Raw genomic sequence first — 22,675 nt, 5'->3', positions numbered from 1 at the left:
CAATACGGGTTAATTAATAGAGAATTACGTTCAGATATCTAACTTATGACCTAAATACATTGACTTCCTTTAATTAAATTAAGAAGGTTGAAAAGGTGTAAGGGTCAACTAATTTAGATGTGGGTGGGTTTCTATCGTCAGGCTCCCTAACTAAAATCTCCCGAATTTTTTTATACGGATTTGACGGTAGGGGTCAGTCAGCTACCAGCTATCGAGACGACCCGTATGTAACTTGGTGAAACAGATGCTTGATTATGCCACTACAGTCTATTAATTAGGCAGCAATTGAGACAAGATGTTAGAAAAAAATATTGCCTCTCAAAAAGCTCGATTATCACTGCCATATCCTATCCAGCACAGTGAACCAATTCTTTGACGTAATCTTTTCAATGAGTGGATCGGAGAAATGTCGTTGTTGCATGTGCTCAATCAGCATAGAGATTTGACTGATATCAGATAACTCATCTGGCAATAGACAACCATCAAAATCAGAGCCAAAACCGACGTGATCTTCGCCTAAATGGTCAACTAGATAATCAAGATGATCGACAATCACATCAACTGAAGTTTGCGTGTTGCGTTGACCGTCAGCACGAAGAAATGCAACATCAAAGTTCACCCCAACCATACCACCGCTTTGTTTAATGGCAGCCAGTTGCTGGTCAGTCAAATTCCTTGCTTGCTGACATAACGCGTGTGCATTAGAGTGTGTCGCGACAATGGGCTGATCAATAATCTCTAACGTATCCCAAAAAGCACGCTCATTCATATGCGACACATCGATTAGCATATGTTTTTCACGACACTTTAGAATGAGGTCTTTACCTTGATCCGTGAGACCAGATCCTGTATCGGGAGAATGAGGAAAGGAGGCATTTAAGCCATCACCAAAGAGGCTTTTTCTATTCCAGAGTGGCCCTATACTTCTAAGACCTGCATCATAAAAAACATCCAATAACTCAGGTTTAATGGCTAAAAACTCAGCACCTTCCAAATGAAGGATGATGGCTAATTGCTGATTCTGCTGACAGGCTTGAATTTGCGCTAAAGACTTACAAATCTGAATCTGACCGTCTGATCGCGCCTGTAATTGTTGCACAAGTGCCAACTGTGCACAGCAAATATCCACGATTTTTTGCGGCTCAAAATCTAAGCCTGAGAGATTTGATAACTTGTCAGGATGGTTTTTTTTAACATAAGCGTAGGGCGGCAGGAAAATAGAAAATAAGCCGCCCATCCATCCCGCTTTCTGACAACGTTGTAAATCCAAATGTCCTGGTAGCGTACCATAAATGAAATCATGCACAGGATCTGCGGTTGCACTCAGCCACAGTCGGGTCAATAGGTCGTTATGTCCATCAAATATCACAGGCTGAGCATTCATTATTCATCCATTACCGTACGAGTAGGAATTAATTGCTCTTGACTCAATAGCTTTGAGTTTTTAGGGTTCCTAAAGCGTAACTCTTCAAAGGAAACTGGCGTTTCACTGTTTATACGCGCTTCCTCGATCAGATAATGATAAGGTGATTTGCCACACACAGGATCGGCATTTTTGGCATCCCCAGTCAGCATAAACGCTTGGCAACGACAGCCGCTGTAATCCCGCTCTTTATCTGGGCAGCTTTGGCACATGTCAGGCATCCAATCGTCACCGCGAAACTGATTAAAGCTCGCAGACTCATACCAAATATCTGCAAGTTGGGTGTTGCGTACGTTAGGGAACTGTATTGGTAATTGTCTGGCGGCATGGCAAGGTAGGGCTGTGCCGTCCGGTGCCACAGTCAAGAAAATCTTACCCCAACCATCCATACAGGGTTTAGGACGTTCTTCGTAATAATCAGGAACGACAAAAATGAGTTTACATTTGATGCCACGTTTTTCAATTTTCTTGCGGTGCTCATTGGTAATACGCTCGGCTCGAACCACTTGCGCTTTGGTTGGTAGTAAGCCTTCGATATTCTCAAATGCCCAACCATAAAACTGACAAATGGCCAGTTCAACGGTATCGGCTTCCAGCTCTAAGCACAGCTCAATAATCTGATCAATCTGATCAATATTCTGCCGATGAATGACAAAGTTGAGCACCATAGGATAGTTGTACTGCTTGACCAGACGTGACATCTCATACTTTTGTTCAAAGGCATGTTTTGAGCCAGCCAATGCATTGTTAACCGTTGGATCACTGGCTTGGAAACTGATCTGAATGTGGTCAAGGCCAGCCTCTTTTAATCGAGCAATCCGAGATTCGTTCAATCCCATGCCTGATGTGATTAAATTGGTGTAAAAACCTTTGTTATGAGCATAAGCGACCAATTGTTCTAAATCTTGACGAACGAGTGGTTCACCGCCAGAAAAGCCGAGCTGCACCGTGCCCATTTGCCGCGCCTGATCAAGAACATCGAACCATTCTTGCGTTGTCAGTTCCTGCTTATACTGAGCATAATCAACAGGATTAGAGCAATAAGGGCATTGTAATGGGCAGCGATAGGTAAGCTCAGCCAATAGCCATAATGGCAGTCCTACTGGCGCAGTCATACTAAATCAATCCAATGTTCACGTTGAGCCACCAACATATATTCGATAATGTCTTGCTCGATTTCAGGTATATCACCAAACATAGCCTTCACCTTTTTAATAATATCAGCAATGGACGCTTGACCATCAATGTGTTGACCGATGATGCTGGCACTCTCATTTAATTTGATCATCCCTTCAGGGTACAGCAACACATAAGCGTTCTGTGCAGGCTCAAACTGAAAGCGATAACCATGACGCCATACTGGGACGATAGAGTGATCTAGTTCAGGTAAACTCATTTGAACAAACCTTTATGCCAGACATTATCATCAGTGACGCTTTGGTAAGGGGCTTGTTTATGGACATAGGCCAAGCTCAAAGAATCCAAAATGGTCCACAAAATATCCAGTTTAAATTGTAGAATCTCTAGCATACGCTCTTGTTGTTCAACTGTTTTGAATGAGTCGAGCGTAATGGTTAGGCCATGCTCAACATCGCGGCGGGCCTGACTTAAGCGCGAGCGAAAATAGGTATAACCTTGCTCTTTAATCCAAGGATAATGTTTTGGCCAAGACTCTAAGCGCGATTGATGAATCTGCGGGGCAAAAAGCTCTGTCAGTGAGCTGCTGGCTGCTTCTCGCCATGAGGTACGACGCGCAAAATTTACATAAGCATCGACTGCAAAACGTACACCCGGCAACACCAATTCTTCAGAAATCACTTGTTCGCGGCTAAGACCAACCGCTTCTGCCAGACTCAACCATGCTTCACGACCGCCACCATCAGGATACACGCCATCTTGATCAATCATGCGCTGAATCCACTCTTGACGCACCCGCTGATCGGGGCAATTCGCCATGATTGCCGCATCTTTCAAGGGAATATTGATTTGATAATAGAATCTGTTGGCGACCCACGCTTGAATCTGCTGTTGAGTCGCTTGTCCTTCATGCATCATGATATGAAAAGGGTGGTAAATATGGTAATACTGACCTTTAGCCATAATCGCTTGTTCAAAGGCCTCTACGCTTAGGGCTATTTTTTCTTCTTGCATTATCTTCATTTTGCTGTCGCCTTACAATTCAATCTGCATACCATCAAACGCCACTTCAACACCGTGTTGTTTCAATGTTGCAGCCTGTTCAGATTGTTCATTCAATATTGGGTTGGTGTTATTAATGTGGATCAATACCTTACGAATGTTTTTGAGCTGATCTAAATAGTGCAGTGATCCATCTTCACCACTAATGTGTAAATGCCCCATGTCTTGGCCTGTTTTTGTACCGACACCGCATTCTTGCATCTCACTGTCAGTCCATAAAGTGCCATCAATCATCACACAATCAGAGGCTTCCATAATCTGCATAATATCATCGTCAATTTTGCCCAAACCTGGCGCGTAAAAGAGTTGTTTTTGCGTTTTTAAGTCTTTTACAATCAGCGCAATATTATCGCCATCATGGGGGTTATTACGATGTGGCGAGTAGGGTGGTGCCGAGCTTCTAATCACCAAAGGCGTCAATTCTAAATTGCTAAAACCTTCAATATTAAAGGTCTGTTTCGGATCAATTTGGTGATATTGCAGGCCACCATTCCAGTGTTTCAACATATTGAAAATAGGAAACCCTGTCGTGAGATCTTGGTAGACCATCTCAGTACACCAAACAGGAATCGGACACCCTTCTCGCAGGGTCAATAGCCCAGTCGTATGGTCAAGCTGACTGTCCATCAAAACCACATTCGTGATGCCTGTATCTCTCAGGTTACGTGCTGGCTGTGCCGCCTTAAATTCAAATAATTGCTGACGAATATCAGGTGACGCGTTGAATAAAATCCAATCTATGCCATTCTCTGATATGGCTATCGAAGACTGGGTGCGGGTCTTTGCTTCAATTGTGCCTTGACGAACACCATGACAATTATAGCAATTGCAATTCCACTGTGGAAAACCACCACCAGCCGCTGAGCCTAAAACGTGAATATACATAAATCAATATTTCCAAAAAAATAAAAGCCCTAATCATCTAGGGCTTTTAATGTATTTAAGTCTAGTAAATTTTAACGCGCTTCAAAATACATAGTGACTTCGAAACCGATACGGATATCTTGAAAAGCTGGTTTAGTCCATTGCATAGGATTACTCCGGAAAGATCTCACTAGCTAATAAGTAAGATTAGTAAAAAGAATCTTTAATGGTATTCTAATCTAGCCCCTGCTGTCAAATCTGTAAAAAGACGGGAAACATTTTAGTTACGCAGTCTAACAGTAGTAATCAAACTATACTTATCTTGGCATATACCACTGTTCATTGTAAGGTAAATTGGATATATGCCTTAGTAATAAAACGGCAATGAATCAAATCATTACCGCTTCATTAAACAGGTATGATGTTACTTGGCTTTGTCAGCAAGTTTATAAGCCATAACATAATCCCCAATAGTAGTACCAACTGAACCATGTCCACCAGCTACCAATACGACCATCTGCTCACCTTTAGAATTTAGATAAGTCATAGGCGTCGCTTGGCCACCTGCTGGAATACGAACATTCCACAATACATCGCCATTTTTTAAATCATAGGCGCGGAAGTTGTTTTCAGTAGCCGCTGACAAAAATGCTACGCCTCCTTTTGTGATGATGGGTCCGCCAATACCAGGAACACCCAGCTCAAACTTCAATGGAATAGGGGACAAATCTTGCACGGTACCGTTTCTACGTTGATAGGCAATCTCACCGGTTGCTAGGTCAGCACCCGCTACTGTGCCCCATGGTGGTTGCTGACAAGGAATGCCTAACGGTGATAAAAATGGTCCCAGCTCTACCGCGTAATCTGCACCTTTATTTTCATTAACTCCTTGCTCTCCTGTATTGGTTTCTCCCTCACCAAGATTGTCTCTAGGAATGAGTTTTGATGTAAATGCCAAATAAGTTGGCATACCAAACATTACGCCATTTTCAGGATCAACGGCGAGGCCGCCCCAGTTAAAGGTACCGAAGTTACCAGGATAGACCAAACTGCCATTCGTCGATGGTGGTGTATAACGACCATCATAATTGAGTTGGTTAAACTCAATACGGCACATCATCTGATCAATGAGGCTAGCGCCCCACATGTCTTTTTCTTTCAACATCGGCGGCTCAAAACTCAAACCAGAGTAAGGTTGCGTTGGAGCGGCATGTTCACCTGCAACCAAGTAACCTTGCGGCGCGGCGCGTTCTTTGATCGGTACGATTGGCTCGCCTGTTGCGCGATTCAATACATACACATCGCCTTGTTTGGTGGGAACAACCAGTGCAGGCTGAACACCTTCTTTGGTTTTTAAGTCAAGTAAGCTTGGCTGAGCTGGCGTGTCCATATCCCAAAGATCATGGTGAACAAATTGTTGAACCCAGCGCGCTTTACCTGTTTTAATGTCTAAAGCGACAACAGACGTCGCATATTTTTCTTCATCTGCGGTTCGATAGCTGCCTAATTGATCCGGTACACGATTGCCCATAGGGAAATAGACCAAACCAAGTTCTTCATCAGCGCTGGCGATCGCCCATGAGTTTGGTGAACTGGTTTTGTACATCTGAGTTGGATCATTGACATCGAAAGGCGCTGTGTTATCAGGATCTCCTGAATCCCAGTTCCATAGTAGCTCGCCAGTATTGACATCATACGCACGAATAACACCAGAAGGTGAATTGACGTCGTAGTTATCATTAACGGCACCTGCCACCACAATCGTATTGCCTACCACTATCGGAGGCGACGTTGAATAATAATAACCCGCTTGTTTAAATGGCATATTGTGCATTAAATCTAAAGCACCATCTTTACCAAAATCTTGACAACGTTGCCCAGTATTTGGGTCAAGTGCATATAACTTAGCATCGGAAGTTGGAATAAATATTTTTGCATCGCATTGCTTAGACGCGTTTTCAAAGGTATTACCAGCTACTTTCTGAACTGGTGTATGGCCGGTCTTGACAGTTGTGTTAGTCACAGCTGCATTATTACTATTTGTCTCATCATTAATAACTGGAGAAATACTATCAGTACCAGCTTGACCTGCATAATAGGACACGCCTCGACACGTTTGATGTTGGCGTTGTAGATTTTTTACTACTTTGGGGTCAAACTTCCATAATGTTTGACCAGAGTCTGCGTCCAAAGCTAATACCCAGTTGTGTGGAGTGCACATATATAGGGCATTGCCAATCTTTAAAGGAGTTGCCTGATAGGTGGTCTCACCGATATCATTAGGACCTTTGACATCACCTGTTTGAATTTGCCAAGCAAGCTCTAAGTCTTTGACATTATCAGTGGTGATTTGAGTCAGAGGCGAGTAGCGCTGCCCATAGTCAGTACCACCATACGCGCTCCACTCACCCTCTGGCGTTTGCTCGCCATTTGATAACGGAACACCAAGATTTGTAGGTGTTGAATTTTGATCAGCACCATCTTTGGCAGTTAAATTGAGTTCACCTAACTTATCGGTGGCATTATTAGCCATACTACCAAAAGAGATCAGTGCGCCCACAACCACACTAGCCAGCAATCCCCAATAATAAATAGGGTTTTTTGAGTTATTTTTGGCGTCTTTGAAGGGAGTTGTAATAAGATTTTCGGAATGTAAGCTCGATGTACCATTAGCAACTAAATTTTTATCAGAGCTCTTTGATACTCGAGTTTTATTACCCTGCATCTTGTTAGATACCCATGGCAATAACATTAATAAACCAAATATCAGCGGAAAGCCCAAGCGAGTTGCCAGTGCCCACCAATAAAACCCAGATTCCCAAAGCGCCCAAGCCAGGGTCGCTATAATAAAAATAGTATAGAGCCCATAGGCGCTCCAATGTCTTTTAAATAGCAAGAATGCTGTGACAAGCATCGTAATGCCAGCAATAACATAGTAAGCGCTACCGCCTAACGAGAGTAAGTAGGTACCTCCAATAAGCAAAGGTGCGGCAAAAACCGCCATAATAATAGCTATGAATTTTTCCATGAGCGGAACCACCTGTTTATATAAAAGCAGATTGGCATGCAATGATGGACGACCAGTTAAAACTAGACGTCCATCATTACATACCTATGTAATTAACAAATAAATCAAACGTCGAATAACGTTTTGGACTTTATTTTATCACTTATACACAAGATCAGTAAAGGTGAGGTAAGATAGGAAAAACTGTTTGGTAAGTGTTTTAGATACTAGGGCGTGTCTTCATTTTAAAAATGGTAATAAAAATTAGATAAATTGTAGTCAAACAAGGAAAATAGCGCCGTTAATATCGGGATATTACCTAGCTATTTGATGAAGTTTGGCAAAATTTAGCCATTTTTAGCCCATTTAGATGTCCATCGATTGAATTGAAGACACGCCCTAAACTGTTTTTGATATAAATCCATAAATGCATAGCCTAAGACTCAAGTCCTCACTAGCAGACTGAGCTTCTTCCTAGAGATGTTACGTTAAATGGTTTTCATGCAAAAAAAGTCATCGGTTCGAGTGCTCGAAAATAGCTCTGCTATCATGAGAATAATACATAAGTTTAAGTTCCAAAAAACTATCTATAGAAATCTGCTATGACCCTCCCTAAAACCTCTTTAACACGTAAATATATCCTTTTTTAGCAGCAGCGATGCTGTCTGTGTCAGCTATGGTTACTGATTTTAGCCAAGTTCAACGCGAAGCTAATCAAGGTGATGCTGATGCCTAATATGTGCTTAGGATGATATACGTCAAAGGCGAAGGCGTGCGACTAAACACCATGACTACTAAAAAATGGTTTGAGCTATGCTGAAGAAACCGTAGAGGTAAATTTGGTAAACTAAGCGTATTAATCGGAGTTTATCATGACCAAGAAAGTAAGAACCTACTGTGACGAATTTAAAGCCGAGGCAGTCAAGAAGATAGCAGACAATAATGGCAATATCTCAGCGACCGCAAAGCAGCTTGGCATCGCCATGCAGACCTTATCTAATTGGCACAATAAAGCCAATCAAGGCAAGCTTATCAGCACTCAGCAATATGAACCTGATCTTATGGCAGCTATTCAAGAAATAAAGTAGCTCAAGCGACAACTTAAAGTTGCTGAAGAAGAGCGAGAGATATTAAATGAGGAGGGATAAAGCGGAGCATTGCTTCGCCCCGACGCAAGGGGAGAGCTATGCTCGAGTGAGGCGACGGCGTACTTTGCCAAGCACAGCTAGTAAAGTACGCCTTTATAAAAACTAATAGACAGGTCTTTAGTATCGTCTCTATGTGCCGTGTGTTAAGCGTCAAACCATCAAGCTATTACGACTGGAGTAGTCGCGATATCAGCGAGCAGCAGATACATCGCAACCATTGTGAGCTACTAGTTAAAGCCGCTCACAGTGAAAGTAAAGAACGTTATGGTTATGAACGTTTGCATGCAACACTCACCGAGCAAGGCCATGACATCACCTATATCTGGACAAATGAGGGTTGGCTGTATTTAGCAGGCGTTAAAGACTTATACATTAAAGAGCTTGTCGGTTACGCCATCATCAAACGCATGACAGCAGATCTAGTATGCAAAGTATTGAACATGGCCATCAAGAACAAACGACCCAGTAAAGGGCTAGTCGTTCACTCTAAAATAGGCAGCCAGTATGTAGCCACGCGTACCATAAGATCATCAAGCAGCCTCACTTTACAAGCTCAATGAGCGCTAAAGGTAACTGCTTTGACAACGCACCCATAGAAAGCTTCTGGGGCATATTGAAGAACGAACTAGTATATTACCAAGACTATAAAACAAGGTTTGCCGCTATTACCAATATCATTAGATATATCGAGTTGTACTACAATCAAACGAGGATGTTGATGAAGATGACTTTATGAATAGTTAGTAGGTATGAGAATTAATCAATCATCAACCAACCTTAATAAGGGTTTATCATATAATGATGATTCCATGAGCTTATCATCAGGTATTGTCTATTTAACTTATGCGTACCTAAAGTTGGGTTCACGAGTTAAAAGAGGTAATTGCGTAGTAAAAACAACACCCTATAGTGCAGATAAAAATAAATGGTTCATGAACCTTAATGTGTAACATATCCTAAGTACAACAACCCTCATTTAAACTGTTGGGATTCTTAACTGAGACACCTATAAGCTTTAGTATTAAAAGGTGACAGTATTCCTGCTTCCATGTTTGATATGCCAGCTGTTGCTAGCGATAACCATAATGAGGGCTACATTGTTACCACAGGAGTAGGTCCTGATCTTATGGAAGGGGCAAAAAATGCTGTTCGATTATTGAAAACCTTATAGGTCGAACAGTTGATTCAAAATGGCTTTTAGGTAACCAGTCTTATTTCCGTTTGCCTAGAATGCTAGGATTAGCATAACTCCAGCTATCAGGTAAGTCCCATCACTTGCCATGACAATTAAGCAAAAAAAAGCAGATATCATCGATATCTGCTTTTCTATTGTTACAAAGCGGCTTCTAAATGACGCTTCAAACAACCATTAGCCTTGAGGCTTAATCAAATACTTCTCACCAGTCGCTTGTTTGCCATAGGCGGCGATTGATTTTAATTGCAGTGCTTCTTCTAGCGTGACTTCATGAGTATAGCTGCTCGCAAAGGTGGTGGTGATTTCTTCTGCCACACGCTTACGCATTGCTTTCACCGTTTCACTGCCCAGCTTGCCAAGTGCATTAAATAATAAGAATCCATTAACGCCCCACGCAAAACCAAAGTTACGGTTTAGGGTGATCGGGCCGCGGTCTAAGGCACCATAAATATAGGCTTGTTTAAAGGTGTCTGACCCATAGACGCTGTATTCTTCTACATCGTGAGTAATTGCGGCTTCCATACAGTTTAGAATATCGCTGGACAGCTTGCCGCCGCCAATAGGGTCGAATGAAATAGTCGCGCCTGTTTCGATGAGCGCTGTGGTTCTCCGTTATCGATGCCGAATGGCCGGCTTTTTATCGGGCATTTTTACAATGGCTAGCGCCAGATAACTTTGATGAGGTCGGCAAGCAGCGAGCCCGACTGAGCGAGTTAATTCAAAAAGCTCTTCGACAACAGCTGTGAAGAGCGGCATCCATATACAGCCAAGACCACCTAACAAATGACTGCAGTGCGAATGCTGCAAATTGAGCTTTTATTTCACGTCATAATTTCTGGTTTTTCAGCATAAACTGACAATCACTCAGAATATAGACCTCTCTTCTAAAACTATTATTCGGTTTTTTTAGAGGATTGATAACGCTGGTAGTGTCTTTGGATCTCTATATACTCAGCAATACGCTTCGCATCATGCCACACACCCCAAATAAAGCTAGAGCCTTTGCCCGACAAGTAAGGCAACCCGACAAAATAAATACCCGGCTCGCTAGTGACACCTTTGTTATGTATTGGTGCGCCATTGTCTGCAAAAATATCAAAATCGAGCCAGTGGTAATCATAGCCAAAGCCAGATGCCCAGATAATACTGGTAATATTATCTTTGTCAAAATCGAGCGCGTCGATGGGCATGGTCATACACTCAGGCATATCCATAAACACCTTGGCCTCAGGCTCCTCAGGCAAATCTAGACCATTATTTTCAATGTATCTGTCCATTTCTTCAAGATTGTCCAAGTAGCTTTGTTCGGCACTGACGATGTTATCAACCAAATCATCGTTAAACGATACGGTATGGTCGTTAAATGCCTTGGTCATGCCAACTAGAGTGATACCCTCATGACCCATCTTTCTAAAATCAACGCTTTGTCCGCCATTCATACCGCTCACTGCAAAACCCTTAATCGGTCGTTGCGGCGGCGTGGTCTCATGCCATGTGCCCAAAACACCCAGCCACCACACGTTGTCTCTGTCTCTATATTTGCGCGGCGGACGCTCATGCGGGCCAACGGATAAGTATACCTTTCTACCTGCACTATTTAGCTCTGAGGCAATTTGCACTCCTGATGAGCCAGCACCGACGATCAGTGCCGCGCCCTCAGGCAGCTGCTCGGGATTTTTATAGTGATCCGAGTGTATTTGATACAGGCTGGTGTCTTGTGGGGCAATTTTAGGAATAAGTGGGTTTTGAAACGGTCCTGTGGCGACTACGATATTATTGGCAAAAAGCGTGCCTTGACTGGTGGTGACGCTAAAGCCTTTTTTGTTCTTATTTTTGACGATGTTTTGTACTTCTACGCCCGTCTCAATCGGTGCGTCAATCATCTTGGCATAGTTTTCAAAATACTCAGCGACTTCGCCGTGCGGCACAAAACTGTCTGGATCATGAGGGAAGTCCATATTTGGAAATTTATCATGCCAGCAAGGACCGTTGGCGACCAATGAATCCCATCGACGCGTGCGCCACGCCTCGGCAACTCTATTTTTTTCTAAGACGACATGCTCAATACCGAGATGGCCCAAATGCTCACTCATCGCAATACCTGCCTGACCTGAACCCACAACCAGTGTGTCTACACTTTTATTATCGATTGACATATGACCATTCTCTCTGCATAAAAATTAATATTTTGAATCATTACTTTTTGAAGATATGACTCTCTATAAAGGTCACATCCACCCAGATCATATTAATTTTTCTGTATTTAAAATGACAATCGTATGTCCTGAATAGCTACCTCAAAAAAACCGAATCACTCTGATATGGCTTAGCCTAACCACTGGAAAGGAAATCTTAATTTGCCTTGAATTTGATTTGCGACATACTGTTTGTAAGGCGATAGAACATCCTTTAACCATTACATACTGTCCATCTTCTTGAAAAATTGAGACTGATAAGAGGTCAACCATGACATCTATGAAACATACCCGTATTCGAACCTTTAATACCCAAGAAACTTACCCTGAGCAAAATATCGATAACGACTTGTGCCAAGCAGTCGTCGCAAAAGGCAGTACTGTGTTTTTACGCGGGCAAATAGGCCAAGACTTAGACACCAGTAAAAGCGTATGTGTGGGTGATGTCAAAGGCCAAACCGAGCAAGCCATGCATAACATCAGCATGCTACTCAAAGAGGCAGGTGGCGAGCTGACTGACATCTGCAAAATCACCATTTATATCATCGACCCTAGATACCGTGAGGACGTTTATCGGGTGGTTGGGCGCTGGCTAAAAGGTGTGCATCCTGTATCGACAGGCATTGTAGTCTCTGCGCTGGCACGTCCTGAATGGCTGGTTGAGATCGACGCGACCGCTGTAATTTAAAACCATAATTATACTAAGGATATATAATGACATTTTCTATTATTGCGCGATGTGAAAGAACAGGGCAGCTCGGTGCAGCGATCAGCTCCTCATCACCTGCCGTGGCCTCCCGCTGTATTCGTGCCAAAGCAGGCGTTGGCGTAGTCGCCAGTCAAAACATCACTGACCCTAACTTGTCGCAAATACTGATTGAAATGATGCAATACAACCTAGCCCCGATTGATGCCGGTCATGAGCTGGTCAAAAGCACTGAGTTTATTCAGTATCGGCAACTGATGGCACTTAGCGCGACCGATGTACCTTTTGTGTTTAGCGGTGAGCATACCTTAGGGACGTTCGCTACTGCGCAAGGTAAGCGTGCTGCCTGTGCTGGTAATATGCTATCTAGCACGGCTGTTCCTGAAAAGATGCTCATGACTTTTGAGCAAAGCGAAGGATCTCTTGCCAGCAGATTGCTTGAGAGCTTAGTATCAGGTTATCACGCGGGCGGTGAAGAAGGGGACGTGCACTCTGCAGGCTTGCTGGTGGTAGACAAGGCCACGTGGCCGATTGTCGATTTACGAGTAGATTGGTCAGATACGCCCATAGAAGACTTGCAGCAATTGTGGGATATCTATGAGCCGCAATTAGACGATTATATCGTCCGCGCACTAAACCCCACTATTTCACCAAGTTACGGCGTGCCTGGAGACTTATAAACCGCTATTTAATAAAAGGATCTATCGTGTTAAGTCGAATTACGTTACGCCAGATGGAATATTTCGTCACCACAGCAGATAGTGGCAGCATCATTATCGCGTCTGAAAAAATCCATATTTCATCGCCATCGATATCGGCCGCGATTGCGCATATGGAAGAAGAGCTTCATGTTCAACTATTCATTCGCCAACATGCTAAAGGTTTATTGTTGACCGAGATCGGCGAACAGGTCAAAGACGCCTGTAAAGTGATTTTGGCACAATCCTCTGATCTGTATTCAATGTCGGCTGACTTCACAGGCATTATGCGCGGCAAAATCAAAGTTGGCTGTTTTTCAGCCTTTGCGCCTTTTGTTTACGCTGAAATCATACATGGATTTGCAAATTTGTATAAGCAGGTAGATGTAGAAGCGGTGATTGACGATCATCACAATTTAACGCAAGAGCTCACAAAAAACACTTTAGATCTGGCTTTACTGTACGACTTACATATCGATGAGAACGTCATCAATTTTACACCGCTGGCTGACTTACCGCCGTACGTTTTATTGTCTGAGACGCACCCGCTGGCCAAGCACAAGGCGGTGACGTTAGAAGAGTTGGCCGAATATCCAATGATCCTGCTCGATATGCCCTACAGTAATGACTACTTCCTATCTTTGTTTCGCAAAAACAACCTCAAGCCCAACATTATCGACACCTGTAAATATGTTGATGTGATTCGCTCGATGGTGGGTAACAACATTGGCTACACCATCTTAAATGTTCGCCCAAAGAGCAACTTATCTAACGATGGTAAAAAGTTGGTCATGGTTAGAATATCTGGTGATATGAGGCCCATGAAAATCGGCATCGCCACGCCCAAAAACGCCACTCTGACCAATGTCCAACAGGCATTTTCAAGTCGCTGCCAAGCTTTTATTTCCAACCAATACATACCTGGCATGAGTGTCTCATATTTCTCCGAAGCACATATCAAAAACCAAAAAGAATAAGGAAGGCAAATGCAACATCACTCAGAATGCCTAGCCGTATTAGAACAACTCATTGCTTTTGATACCACCTCTTATAAGAGTAATTTACCACTGATTGACTACGTCAAACACTATTTAGATCATAAGAATATCGACATCACTATTGATTATAACGACGCGCAGAACAAAGCCAATCTATTCATTAGCACAGGCCCTAAAGACAGCGCTGGCGTGTTGTTGTCAGGCCATACCGATGTGGTACCTGTTGATGGTCAAGACTGGGACACTAACCCTTTTGAGGCCGTCATAAAAAATAACAATGTTTATGGTCGTGGCAGCGCCGATATGAAAGGGTTTATTGCCTGCGCGCTAGTCATAATGAAAAGGGCCGCGGACATGCCCTTAACTTATCCGCTGCATCTGTGCCTATCCTATGACGAAGAGATCGGCTGCGTGGGTGTCAGGCACATCCTAACGCAACTGAGCAGCTTAATTATCCCGCCTAGAGTGGTGATTATAGGGGAGCCGACCTTGATGGATGTGGCTACCAGTCATAAAGGCAAAGCCGTGTTTCAAGTGCAGTTTTATGGCACAGAAGGACACTCCGCTCTTGCGCCAAATTATACCAATGCCATTCACGCGGCCAGTGCCTTTGTACAAAGCTTGATTGACAGTCAGCAAGTGGTTGCCAAAGAAGGACATCTGGATACGGGGTATGACATTCCTTACTCCACCATTCATGTAGGCAAGATTCACGGCGGTACCGCGTTAAATGTCGTACCCAATCTGTGTCAATTAGATTATGAAATTCGCAATGTCGCAGAAGACAGTATTGCCGCGATTCAAACACAGATCTTAAAGGATTTTGCGGCAAAAGATGCCAGCTATCGTTATGAGCTGCAAGACATCAATCAGTATCCTGGGCTAATGACCAACCAAACGCAGCCAGAATTAAAAAGTATCCAAGCGTTATTGCCACAGTCCAACATCACCAAACTCTCTTTTGGTACAGAGGCAGGCTTGTTCCAACAATGTTTTGACTCTCCCATTTTGGTCTGTGGCCCAGGCTCTATCGAGGTTGCTCACAAACCCAATGAATACATTGCTATTAGTCAATTAAACGCTTGCAGTCACTTTTTAGACAAGCTTGTTGCGACGTTGTTATAGCTTCACTCCTTAACGAATTTTAGAGGACAGATCATGCAATTTGATTGGGCATATACTTTTAGCTTGCTAAAAGACACAAACTTCTGGCAAGCCACCTTAACTGTGATTGAACTTAGTGTATTGGTATGGATTTTGGGTATCGTCCTAGGTTTTGTGATGGCACTGGGCAAAAAATCTAAAATCAAACCTGTTTCGTTATTAAGCCGCGCTTATATCTGGTTATTCCGCAGTATTCCTTTGTTGGTACTTTTGATCTTCATTTACAGTATGCCGCAGGTGTTTCCACAAACCAGCGTGATTTTATCTTCGTCGTTCATGTCTGGCCTGATTGCATTGACCTTATGTGAGACCGCCTATATTGCTGAGATTCATCGCGGTGGTCTCAACTCAGTTCATCAAGCTCAGATAGAGGCGGGCAAGGCCTTGGGTATCAAGCCGATGGGTATTCAACGACTGATTGTAGTGCCGCAAGCGTTAAGAATCGCCTTACCTACATTGAGCAACGAGTTTGTCGTTATCGTCAAACTCACCTCACTGGTATCGGTTATTTCTTTGACTGAGATTCTATTGGTTGGACAGCGTTTGTATGCACAGAACTTCTTGGTGCTTGAAACCATGTTGGCGGTCGCGTTTTACTACATCTTGATTGTCACTGTTTTTGGCTTCTTGATTCAACGCTTTGAAAAGTTTATCGATATTACGCAAAAGAAGCCCGGTATTTTGAAAGAAGGTGAGTTGGTTGGTAATATCAGTAGCAATAAATCTTTGAATAATTACAAAGAAATAAACCAAGAGCGAAAAGGCGATTATGCACTGGAAGCCATTAATATTCACAAATCCTATGGCGAGCACCATGTACTAAAGGGTATTGATCTTAACGTGAAATGGGGCGAGGTGGTGTCTATTATTGGCCCATCAGGCTCAGGGAAAACTACTTTTATTCGTACGTTAAATAGCTTGGAGACACTTAATAAAGGCACGGTTAATTTGATGGGTAATCCTTTTCTAAAAGATACTGTTCTGACCGATAAATCTAAGCCCTTTAAAGAGCAAATTATAAATATCGGCATGGTGTTTCAGAATTTTAATTTGTTCCCGCATAAGACTGTTTTAGAAAATATCATGCTGGCACCTCAGTACCATAAGGTATATGACAAAGGCATCAATCAGCTGACCGCAATTGCGATGCTCGACAAAGTCGGTATGAAGGCCCATGCAAAAAAATACCCGCATCAGCTCTCAGGCGGACAACAGCAGCGGGTAGCGATTGCCCGTGCGCTCGCGATGGAACCTTCTATTATCTTATTTGATGAACCAACGTCTGCCTTAGATCCTGAGCTGGTCAGTGAAGTATTAAAAGTAATGGAACAGCTTGCCAAAGAAGGCTTGACCATGATTATTGTCACCCACGAAATGAGCTTTGCTTTTGATATTTCCGACCGTGTCATCTTTATGGAAGGTGGTCATATTGTTGAGCAAGGATCACCTGAGGTACTGAGAAACAGTACCAACGAGCGCTTTAATCAGTTTGTACAAAATATTAATTAAAAGTAATGGCTCGTTTTCATAGATCAGTTTTTATATCAATTAGAGTCGCCAAAAAACCCCTTATATCTATGGATATAAGGGGTTTTTCTTTAGCATTGTATTTTTTATATCAGACAAGTATGGATAGGCTGGACAAACAAAGTCTTTACTAAAAAAATTATTCAATAAAATCAGGTTCTTGTATCAGCAGTAACCTTTTAATCTCTTCTAAATGTGCTTCGCTAAAGTCCTCTATAGACTCCCAATCTTGAGCCGTCTTTTCTGCGACGTCATCAAGGATGAGGCGTAATGGCTGATTGGTCGCATAGGCGGTTGTGAGAACTTGGCAGGCGCGCTCAATGGTATACATGTCATCAAATGCCACACCGATGCTGTGCGAGCCGATAAGTACCCCGTGATTGCCCATCATCAGACGACTATGCTCGCCTAATAAGCTGGCGAGTCGTTTGCCTTCCGCATTGCTATCAGCCATACCTTGATAGCAATCATCGTAGCTCACACGATTAAAATAGCGCGCCGTGTTTTGATCAATCGGTTTAATGGTCGGATCTTTTAGCGTTGAGATGGTAGTCGTATAAATCGGATGCAAATGTAGCACGCATTTGATATCTGGTCTTAATAGATGGATTTGACTGTGTATGGCCCACGCGGTCGGGTCAATTTTTGCCAATAACTCATTATCAGGATTATTGGTATCTAACAAGATTAAATCACTCGCTTTAATGGTTGAAAAGTGTTGCCATTTTGGATTGATCAGAAATTGACTGCCATCTTCAGATAGGGATGCACTGAAATGGTTGGCAACCGCTTCATGCATATTTAGGCGTGCAAACCAACGAAAACAAGCGGCAAGGTCAATGCGTGCCTGTTCTTCGCTTTTAAGATTGTTGTTTTTAAAGTCATTCATAAATCACCTCTGTATGTAAAATTATTACTATACAGAGTGCATTGAAAACAAAGAGATTTTTTTAAATAGGATTTGCAGTAGTAGTGGGTAGGTTTTTCAAAATTGCTTTTAATAGGTCGTCTTTAGTATAACTGAGTTAAGCGATAAAGATGTTACCAACACATTTAATACGGTTGTTTAAATTCATTAACCCACTAGGAATGACTACGATGAAGCCATTAAAAATGATATTACTTTCTGCCGCTGCAGGCTTAGTATTAAATGCCTGTTCGAGTGAAGCACCTACCAGTAGTCAAGAAAGCAGCGCCACTGCTACTGAGAGCGCAGGTGCTGATAAACGAGTACTAACCATAGGCTCTGATATGACCTTTCCGCCTTATGAGTATTTGGATGAGCAGGGCAATCCGGGCGGGGTAGATGTGGAGATTATGGCCAAAGTAGCGGAGCTTAATGGTGATATCACACCCAAATGGGAAGATACCAGATGGGCAAACCTCATTCCTGGGCTAAAAGGGGACAAGTTTGATGTGCTGTATTCATCAATGTACATCACTAAAGATCGCTTAGCGCAGATAGATATGATTCCTTATTACAAGACCGACATCTCATTGCTGGTGCGTGGTGACTCAGACCTTGCACCTCAAGGGGCAGATGACTTATGTGGTCAAAAGGTTGGTGCGATGAAAGGCACAGAATTTGTCAATCAATTAGGAAAAATATCCGCCAAATGCGTGGAACAAAACCAAGGCGCTATCGAAATTCGTGAATACGAAACCTCACCGCAAACCTCTCAAGCATTGCTCTCTAGAGCTGTAGATATTCAATATGATGATGCTGCCGTCATGAAAGCCGCGGAAATGAAACTTGGCGATCGCGTGAAAATCACTTCAACACAAGAGCTATATCCTATTGTCGGCGGGATTGGTGTGAAAAAAGGTGATACTGAAACTTATCAAATCATCTCGGACGGTATAGAAAAAATGAAACAGTCTGGTGATCTAGAAAAAATACTGAGCGTCTACGGTCTAACCGTTCCAAGCCAAGCAGATATCGATCAAATAATGAATTAATCGGATAAGCAGCATAAGTAAAAAAGGAAGGAGTATTAAATGTTAACCAATGAACAAATTAAGCAGTATCACGATAGAGGTTATTTAGTAGTAGAAAACGCTATTGACTCTACTGATCTCACAGACCTTCTTAATCAAATAAATTTTTGGATAGATGAGAGTAAGGTACATGCCGAAGCTTGGGGTTCAACATTAGATGGTAGAGCAAGGTTTGATATCGATCCAAAAGATCACAGTGCTAAAAACCCCTCTCTACGCCGTGTTACATCACCGACAGAAATATCTGAGTCCTTTGCAGATATAGCACTTAAATCCAATATGTCAGAAATGGCAAGCGACTTGATAGGCGGTAATGGCACATGCTTTCACCATAGTAAAATCAATGCCAAGTTGCCCAATACGTCGACTACCGTCAAATGGCATCAAGACTTTCCATTTACGCCGCACACCAACGATGACATGCTGACGGCACTACTAATGATCGGTGAGGTTACGATGGAAAACGGACCACTACTGGTGGTGCCCAGTAGTCATAAAGAAGATCTGTTTTCCCATTGGGAAAATGGGAAGTTTGTGGGTAAAGTGAGTGATGACATAGAAGCGAAAAAATGCCAACAGTTTGTACCCTGTATCGGTAAGCCAGGTTCTATATGCTTTATGCATAGTAGGTTGCTGCATTCATCAGGGCCGAACAAAAGCGACTTGCCCAGATACTTATTCATCTCCGTATACAAGGCAGAAGATGCACATGCGCTATCACCAAACCCGCTACCAAGTAAGCATGAAGGCGCTTTGGTAAAAGGCGTGATAAGTGGTAATGTTAGATTGACTCCCAACCTTGTACAGCTGCCAGAAATACCTAAGGGTGCATCGTTTTTCACTCAGCAAGAAATGGCAACGATGGGTTAGTCTGATTTTAGATTACACAATAAAAACCAGTTGAATTACCGTATAAATAAAAGACTATAGGCTAGGCCTTATAGAGAGCATAACTTCTAGGGCTTAGCCTCTTAACTATCATTAAACGCTTCCATAATGATGTTTGCACATTGTTCAGGCGCTTCCATTGGTAGCAGATGCCCATTATCCGACAGCTCAATGATTCGTTCGCTAGGTACAAGGTGCTGCCAAACTTTACGAACTTTATCACTAATAAACATAGAAGGTTTACCAACGATAATAGTGTAAGGCAAACCAATAGTATTAAGGTCTTTTAAAGCGCCATTGACAAAGGGGGTATCGAAGTAGCTTGCCAACTCTTGCTCAGGGGTAAACAGCAAGTTGTATTGTCCTTGCTCATTTTGGATGAGACTATTTTTTGCAAAAACATAGAGATTGTTGTCATCAATACGCTTAAAGGCACGATGTGCCCGTAGATAGTTATAGTACGATTCAACGCTTTCCCACTGTGCTTGCTTGGCTTGTGTGCTTTTAAAAGGTTCTTGAGTTATCTTTAAATCGTCAGGTGCTGAGTTCATGATGAGCATCTGCGATTTGGTAAAAGTAACAGGCTCTATTAAGTATAGCTGTGAAAATAGCTCTGGACGCTTAGCAGCTGCAATAGCAGTAGCAGTGGCGCCTTGAGAATGGCCAATACCTACGACAGGCTTATCCTGTGTCTTCTCTAAAAAATCAATCAATATATCAGCATCTTGCTCGCGAGTGAGCTTCTTGACGGATGGTAGATCGTACCAATAACCACGCATGGCAAGACTGTTTATAGTAAATTGCTCACTGAGCTCGGTTAATAGCGGCAGATAGACACCAGCAGTAAAACCATTACCGCCATAAAAATGTGCAGGAGATAACGGGGCGTTTTCACTATTATTAACCAAAGCAGATAAGTCATAATAGCGGGCTTTTTTGTCATCTAGAGTCATTGCCCGTTCGAATGCTTGCATAGTATTGCCTCTATTATTCGTTAACTATCAAAACCATATTAAGTAAAAATCTATCATTATGCTCATGGCTGCATATCAAATACCAAACAGGTTGTGGTGGCATGAGCGTATAGTTTGCCATCAGGCCCAACGATACGACCTTCAGCCGTTGCGGTTTGTCTCCCGACATGGATAATATTAGCCTCAGCACGTACTAGCGGAATGGCTTTGGTCAAAGCTCGAATCATATTTACTTTAATCTCGAGCGTGGTATAGCCCTTGCCGGCGGGCAAGGTAGAATGAATAGCGCAGCCGACAGCAGAGTCAAGAATGGTACAAAACCAACCGCCATGTACGCTACCTAATGGATTGTAATGTTGCTGACTGGGTCGACCTTGAAAGATGGCTTTACCGCCTTGTATGTGGATAGGAATAAAATCGAGCGTTTCACCAATCGGTGGTGAGGGCAACTCTCCTGCAAACATAGCATCAAAAAATGATTGACCACTCATGCTGGCTAGTTGATTAGGCGAGGTTATCCCTACAGAGCCTAATGTGGCGCGTATACGCGAATCATCAACTTGCCAATTAGCCAGCGTATTATTAACATCTGTTTTTGTAACATCCATTTTACAATCCTTGTGTATGGGTTGTTTATACATTCTATTTGGTGGGCGCCACTTATAGAGGCCGAGCAGATTTTTGGCAAAGAATTGGGGCTGTCCTAGATAAGCAAAATTATTTAGGATAACACTATGAGAAAGAGTAAACTAAGTTGGTATAAACAAAACAGACTCATCGAGTTATTTGTTGCTGGTTCTACCGCGAGAACAGCAGCAAGCCTAATTGGTGTTAATAAAACCGCAGCCAGTTATTACTTTCATAGGCTAAGACTGCTTATTTACGAGAATAGTCAAGACCCTGGTCTATTTGAAGGCGAAATCGAAGTAGACGAATCATACTTTGGTGGCACTCGTAAAGGCAAGCGAGGGCGAGGTGCTGGTAGCAAAGTGCCCGTGTTTGGCCTATTAAAGCGTAATGGCAAGGTCTACGCTTGTATTATACCCAATGCTAAAGCAGATACTTTGATCCCCATCATAAGAGAAAAAGTGAAGCCTGATAGCATTGTTTATACTGACTCATTTAAAAGCTATAACGCATTAGATGTCAGTGAGTTTACTCATTATCGTATCAACCACTCCAAAACCTTTGTTAATGACAAGAATCACATTAATGGTATAGAGAACTTTTGGAACCAAGCTAAACGGCATCTACGTAAGTTTAACGGAGTTCCAAAAGAGCACTTTCACCTCTATTTAAAGGAATGTGAGTGGCGTTTTAATCACAGTGACCCAAAGTCGCAATTACTACAATTAAAACAATGGGTTAAACAGGGTTTGAACTAGTTATCTAGGACAGCCCCTAAAATTACTGTACCTACAACGTGTCTATAAGAGGTCATTGATAGATTGATTTAATAAGTTAATCGTAGACTACGAGCGAACTAGGACTAATTAAGACTCTGGACATTAAGTCTTCAAGACATATCAGTTAGTAACTATGCTAATGACGATCATAATGATTATTTAAGTACCTAGATTCAAATAAGAAGTGCAACGTTTTAAAAGAATGAGTTGAAGAGTAAGATGTGCCGTGTTGCATTTCAAACTTCAACTCCTACATATCAGAACGTTATGAAACACTATACACAT

Annotated in this window: 20 protein-coding genes and 2 pseudogenes; 10 read left to right on the top strand and 12 right to left on the bottom strand. The window is 42.5% G+C overall.

What is annotated here, in order from left to right; translation table 11 throughout:
- Nucleotides 1-334: 334 nt before the first annotated feature.
- The 7 genes from A7325_RS08700 to A7325_RS08675 form a co-directional block, all read right to left on the bottom strand.
- Nucleotides 335-1,384 carry a dipeptidase gene (locus A7325_RS08700; protein ID WP_197488894.1) on the bottom strand — a complete coding sequence of 350 codons (1,050 nt, stop codon included), beginning with the start codon at nt 1,382-1,384 and terminating at the stop codon, nt 335-337.
- The gene (gene pqqE / locus A7325_RS08695) at nt 1,384-2,538 is read right to left on the bottom strand and encodes a pyrroloquinoline quinone biosynthesis protein PqqE (RefSeq protein ID WP_068407050.1); all 1,155 of its coding nucleotides are present in this window, start codon (nt 2,536-2,538) and stop codon (nt 1,384-1,386) included. Before pqqE ends, A7325_RS08700 begins: the two co-directional genes overlap by 1 nt.
- Nucleotides 2,535-2,819 (bottom strand): pyrroloquinoline quinone biosynthesis peptide chaperone PqqD, encoded by a 285-nt coding sequence (pqqD, locus tag A7325_RS08690; RefSeq protein ID WP_068407047.1) that lies wholly within the window; start codon nt 2,817-2,819, stop codon nt 2,535-2,537. Before pqqD ends, pqqE begins: the two co-directional genes overlap by 4 nt.
- The gene (gene pqqC, locus A7325_RS08685; RefSeq protein WP_068407053.1) at nt 2,816-3,574 is read right to left on the bottom strand and encodes a pyrroloquinoline-quinone synthase PqqC; all 759 of its coding nucleotides are present in this window, start codon (nt 3,572-3,574) and stop codon (nt 2,816-2,818) included. Before pqqC ends, pqqD begins: the two co-directional genes overlap by 4 nt.
- Before the next feature lie 21 nt (nt 3,575-3,595).
- Entirely contained in the window at nt 3,596-4,507 is a 912-nt protein-coding gene (pqqB, locus tag A7325_RS08680; RefSeq protein WP_068407044.1) for a pyrroloquinoline quinone biosynthesis protein PqqB, read from the bottom strand.
- A gap of 71 nt (nt 4,508-4,578) precedes the next feature.
- Entirely contained in the window at nt 4,579-4,653 is a 75-nt protein-coding gene (pqqA, locus tag A7325_RS13495) for a pyrroloquinoline quinone precursor peptide PqqA (protein ID WP_082894360.1), read from the bottom strand.
- A 257-nt stretch (nt 4,654-4,910) separates the two neighbouring features.
- A complete protein-coding gene (locus tag A7325_RS08675; protein ID WP_068407041.1) occupies nt 4,911-7,514 on the bottom strand; it encodes a membrane-bound PQQ-dependent dehydrogenase, glucose/quinate/shikimate family in 2,604 nt (867 codons plus the stop codon).
- A gap of 851 nt (nt 7,515-8,365) precedes the next feature.
- Between A7325_RS08675 and A7325_RS13490 the strand changes: the two are divergent.
- Nucleotides 8,366-9,356 (top strand): annotated as a pseudogene (locus tag A7325_RS13490) (IS3 family transposase); the annotation flags it as partial.
- 654 nt (nt 9,357-10,010) lie between these two features.
- Here the strand turns inward: A7325_RS13490 and A7325_RS08655 are convergent.
- Together A7325_RS08655 and A7325_RS08650 are read right to left on the bottom strand one after the other, a co-directional pair.
- Nucleotides 10,011-10,358: a hypothetical protein gene (locus A7325_RS08655; RefSeq protein ID WP_226914658.1), complete on the bottom strand. Its 348-nt coding sequence runs from the start codon at nt 10,356-10,358 to the stop codon at nt 10,011-10,013.
- A gap of 371 nt (nt 10,359-10,729) precedes the next feature.
- Nucleotides 10,730-11,992, bottom strand: a complete 1,263-nt coding sequence (locus A7325_RS08650; RefSeq protein ID WP_068407030.1) for a flavin-containing monooxygenase — start codon at nt 11,990-11,992, stop codon at nt 10,730-10,732.
- A gap of 319 nt (nt 11,993-12,311) precedes the next feature.
- Here A7325_RS08650 and A7325_RS08645 point away from each other — a divergent pair, with 319 nt between their 5' ends.
- The 6 genes and pseudogenes from A7325_RS08645 to A7325_RS14270 all read left to right on the top strand — a co-directional run bounded on the left by A7325_RS08645 (nt 12,312) and on the right by A7325_RS14270 (nt 17,106).
- Nucleotides 12,312-12,719: a RidA family protein gene (locus A7325_RS08645; RefSeq protein ID WP_068407027.1), complete on the top strand. Its 408-nt coding sequence runs from the start codon at nt 12,312-12,314 to the stop codon at nt 12,717-12,719.
- Between the two features lie 26 nt (nt 12,720-12,745).
- Nucleotides 12,746-13,417, top strand: a complete 672-nt coding sequence (locus A7325_RS08640; protein WP_068407024.1) for a DUF1028 domain-containing protein — start codon at nt 12,746-12,748, stop codon at nt 13,415-13,417.
- Nucleotides 13,418-13,443: 26 nt separating this feature from the next.
- The gene (locus A7325_RS08635; RefSeq protein ID WP_068407021.1) at nt 13,444-14,412 is read left to right on the top strand and encodes a LysR family transcriptional regulator; all 969 of its coding nucleotides are present in this window, start codon (nt 13,444-13,446) and stop codon (nt 14,410-14,412) included.
- Between the two features lie 9 nt (nt 14,413-14,421).
- On the top strand, nt 14,422-15,558 hold the full coding sequence (argE, locus tag A7325_RS08630; protein ID WP_068407018.1) for an acetylornithine deacetylase: 1,137 nt from the start codon (nt 14,422-14,424) through the stop codon (nt 15,556-15,558).
- 33 nt (nt 15,559-15,591) lie between these two features.
- Nucleotides 15,592-16,236: pseudogene (locus A7325_RS14275) on the top strand (amino acid ABC transporter permease); the annotation flags it as partial.
- 135 nt (nt 16,237-16,371) lie between these two features.
- Entirely contained in the window at nt 16,372-17,106 is a 735-nt protein-coding gene (locus A7325_RS14270; RefSeq protein WP_226914674.1) for an amino acid ABC transporter ATP-binding protein, read from the top strand.
- Nucleotides 17,107-17,263: 157 nt separating this feature from the next.
- On the opposite strand, the gene A7325_RS08620 is transcribed toward A7325_RS14270, so the two are convergent.
- The gene (locus A7325_RS08620) at nt 17,264-18,013 is read right to left on the bottom strand and encodes a class II aldolase and adducin N-terminal domain-containing protein (RefSeq protein ID WP_068407012.1); all 750 of its coding nucleotides are present in this window, start codon (nt 18,011-18,013) and stop codon (nt 17,264-17,266) included.
- Between the two features lie 209 nt (nt 18,014-18,222).
- Between A7325_RS08620 and A7325_RS08615 the strand changes: the two genes are divergently transcribed.
- Nucleotides 18,223-19,083 carry a transporter substrate-binding domain-containing protein gene (locus A7325_RS08615; protein WP_068407010.1) on the top strand — a complete coding sequence of 287 codons (861 nt, stop codon included), beginning with the start codon at nt 18,223-18,225 and terminating at the stop codon, nt 19,081-19,083.
- A gap of 39 nt (nt 19,084-19,122) precedes the next feature.
- A complete protein-coding gene (locus A7325_RS08610; RefSeq protein ID WP_068407008.1) occupies nt 19,123-19,992 on the top strand; it encodes a phytanoyl-CoA dioxygenase family protein in 870 nt (289 codons plus the stop codon).
- Between the two features lie 101 nt (nt 19,993-20,093).
- Here A7325_RS08610 and A7325_RS08605 read toward each other — a convergent pair whose 3' ends face one another.
- Both A7325_RS08605 and A7325_RS08600 read right to left on the bottom strand, forming a co-directional pair.
- Nucleotides 20,094-20,984: an alpha/beta fold hydrolase gene (locus tag A7325_RS08605; RefSeq protein WP_068407005.1), complete on the bottom strand. Its 891-nt coding sequence runs from the start codon at nt 20,982-20,984 to the stop codon at nt 20,094-20,096.
- 62 nt (nt 20,985-21,046) lie between these two features.
- Nucleotides 21,047-21,592 carry a PaaI family thioesterase gene (locus A7325_RS08600; RefSeq protein WP_068407002.1) on the bottom strand — a complete coding sequence of 182 codons (546 nt, stop codon included), beginning with the start codon at nt 21,590-21,592 and terminating at the stop codon, nt 21,047-21,049.
- Between the two features lie 126 nt (nt 21,593-21,718).
- Between A7325_RS08600 and A7325_RS08595 the strand changes: the two genes are divergently transcribed.
- Nucleotides 21,719-22,369, top strand: a complete 651-nt coding sequence (locus tag A7325_RS08595; RefSeq protein WP_068407000.1) for an IS1595-like element ISPssp3 family transposase — start codon at nt 21,719-21,721, stop codon at nt 22,367-22,369.
- The last annotated feature ends 306 nt before the right edge of the window (nt 22,370-22,675 follow it).

Origin of the sequence: Psychrobacter sp. SHUES1 (assembly GCF_001652315.1) — a bacterium.
GTDB classification, from domain to species: Bacteria; Pseudomonadota; Gammaproteobacteria; order Pseudomonadales; family Moraxellaceae; genus Psychrobacter; species Psychrobacter faecalis.
Note: the sequence above shows the minus strand (reverse complement) of the source record. Positions and strands in the feature narration are given on the sequence as shown.

Coding starts and splice junctions, on each gene's coding strand:
- A7325_RS08700 (WP_197488894.1), bottom strand. CDS start 1,384: ATGAATGCTCAGCCTGTGATATTTGATGGACATAACGACCTATTGACC.
- pqqE (WP_068407050.1), bottom strand. CDS start 2,538: ATGACTGCGCCAGTAGGACTGCCATTATGGCTATTGGCTGAGCTTACC.
- pqqD (WP_068407047.1), bottom strand. CDS start 2,819: ATGAGTTTACCTGAACTAGATCACTCTATCGTCCCAGTATGGCGTCAT.
- pqqC (WP_068407053.1), bottom strand. CDS start 3,574: ATGCAAGAAGAAAAAATAGCCCTAAGCGTAGAGGCCTTTGAACAAGCG.
- pqqB (WP_068407044.1), bottom strand. CDS start 4,507: ATGTATATTCACGTTTTAGGCTCAGCGGCTGGTGGTGGTTTTCCACAG.
- A7325_RS08675 (WP_068407041.1), bottom strand. CDS start 7,514: ATGGAAAAATTCATAGCTATTATTATGGCGGTTTTTGCCGCACCTTTG.
- A7325_RS08655 (WP_226914658.1), bottom strand. CDS start 10,358: ATGGAAGCCGCAATTACTCACGATGTAGAAGAATACAGCGTCTATGGG.
- A7325_RS08650 (WP_068407030.1), bottom strand. CDS start 11,992: ATGTCAATCGATAATAAAAGTGTAGACACACTGGTTGTGGGTTCAGGT.
- A7325_RS08645 (WP_068407027.1), top strand. CDS start 12,312: ATGAAACATACCCGTATTCGAACCTTTAATACCCAAGAAACTTACCCT.
- A7325_RS08640 (WP_068407024.1), top strand. CDS start 12,746: ATGACATTTTCTATTATTGCGCGATGTGAAAGAACAGGGCAGCTCGGT.
- argE (WP_068407018.1), top strand. CDS start 14,422: ATGCAACATCACTCAGAATGCCTAGCCGTATTAGAACAACTCATTGCT.
- A7325_RS08620 (WP_068407012.1), bottom strand. CDS start 18,013: ATGAATGACTTTAAAAACAACAATCTTAAAAGCGAAGAACAGGCACGC.
- A7325_RS08615 (WP_068407010.1), top strand. CDS start 18,223: ATGAAGCCATTAAAAATGATATTACTTTCTGCCGCTGCAGGCTTAGTA.
- A7325_RS08610 (WP_068407008.1), top strand. CDS start 19,123: ATGTTAACCAATGAACAAATTAAGCAGTATCACGATAGAGGTTATTTA.
- A7325_RS08605 (WP_068407005.1), bottom strand. CDS start 20,984: ATGCAAGCATTCGAACGGGCAATGACTCTAGATGACAAAAAAGCCCGC.
- A7325_RS08600 (WP_068407002.1), bottom strand. CDS start 21,592: ATGGATGTTACAAAAACAGATGTTAATAATACGCTGGCTAATTGGCAA.
- A7325_RS08595 (WP_068407000.1), top strand. CDS start 21,719: ATGAGAAAGAGTAAACTAAGTTGGTATAAACAAAACAGACTCATCGAG.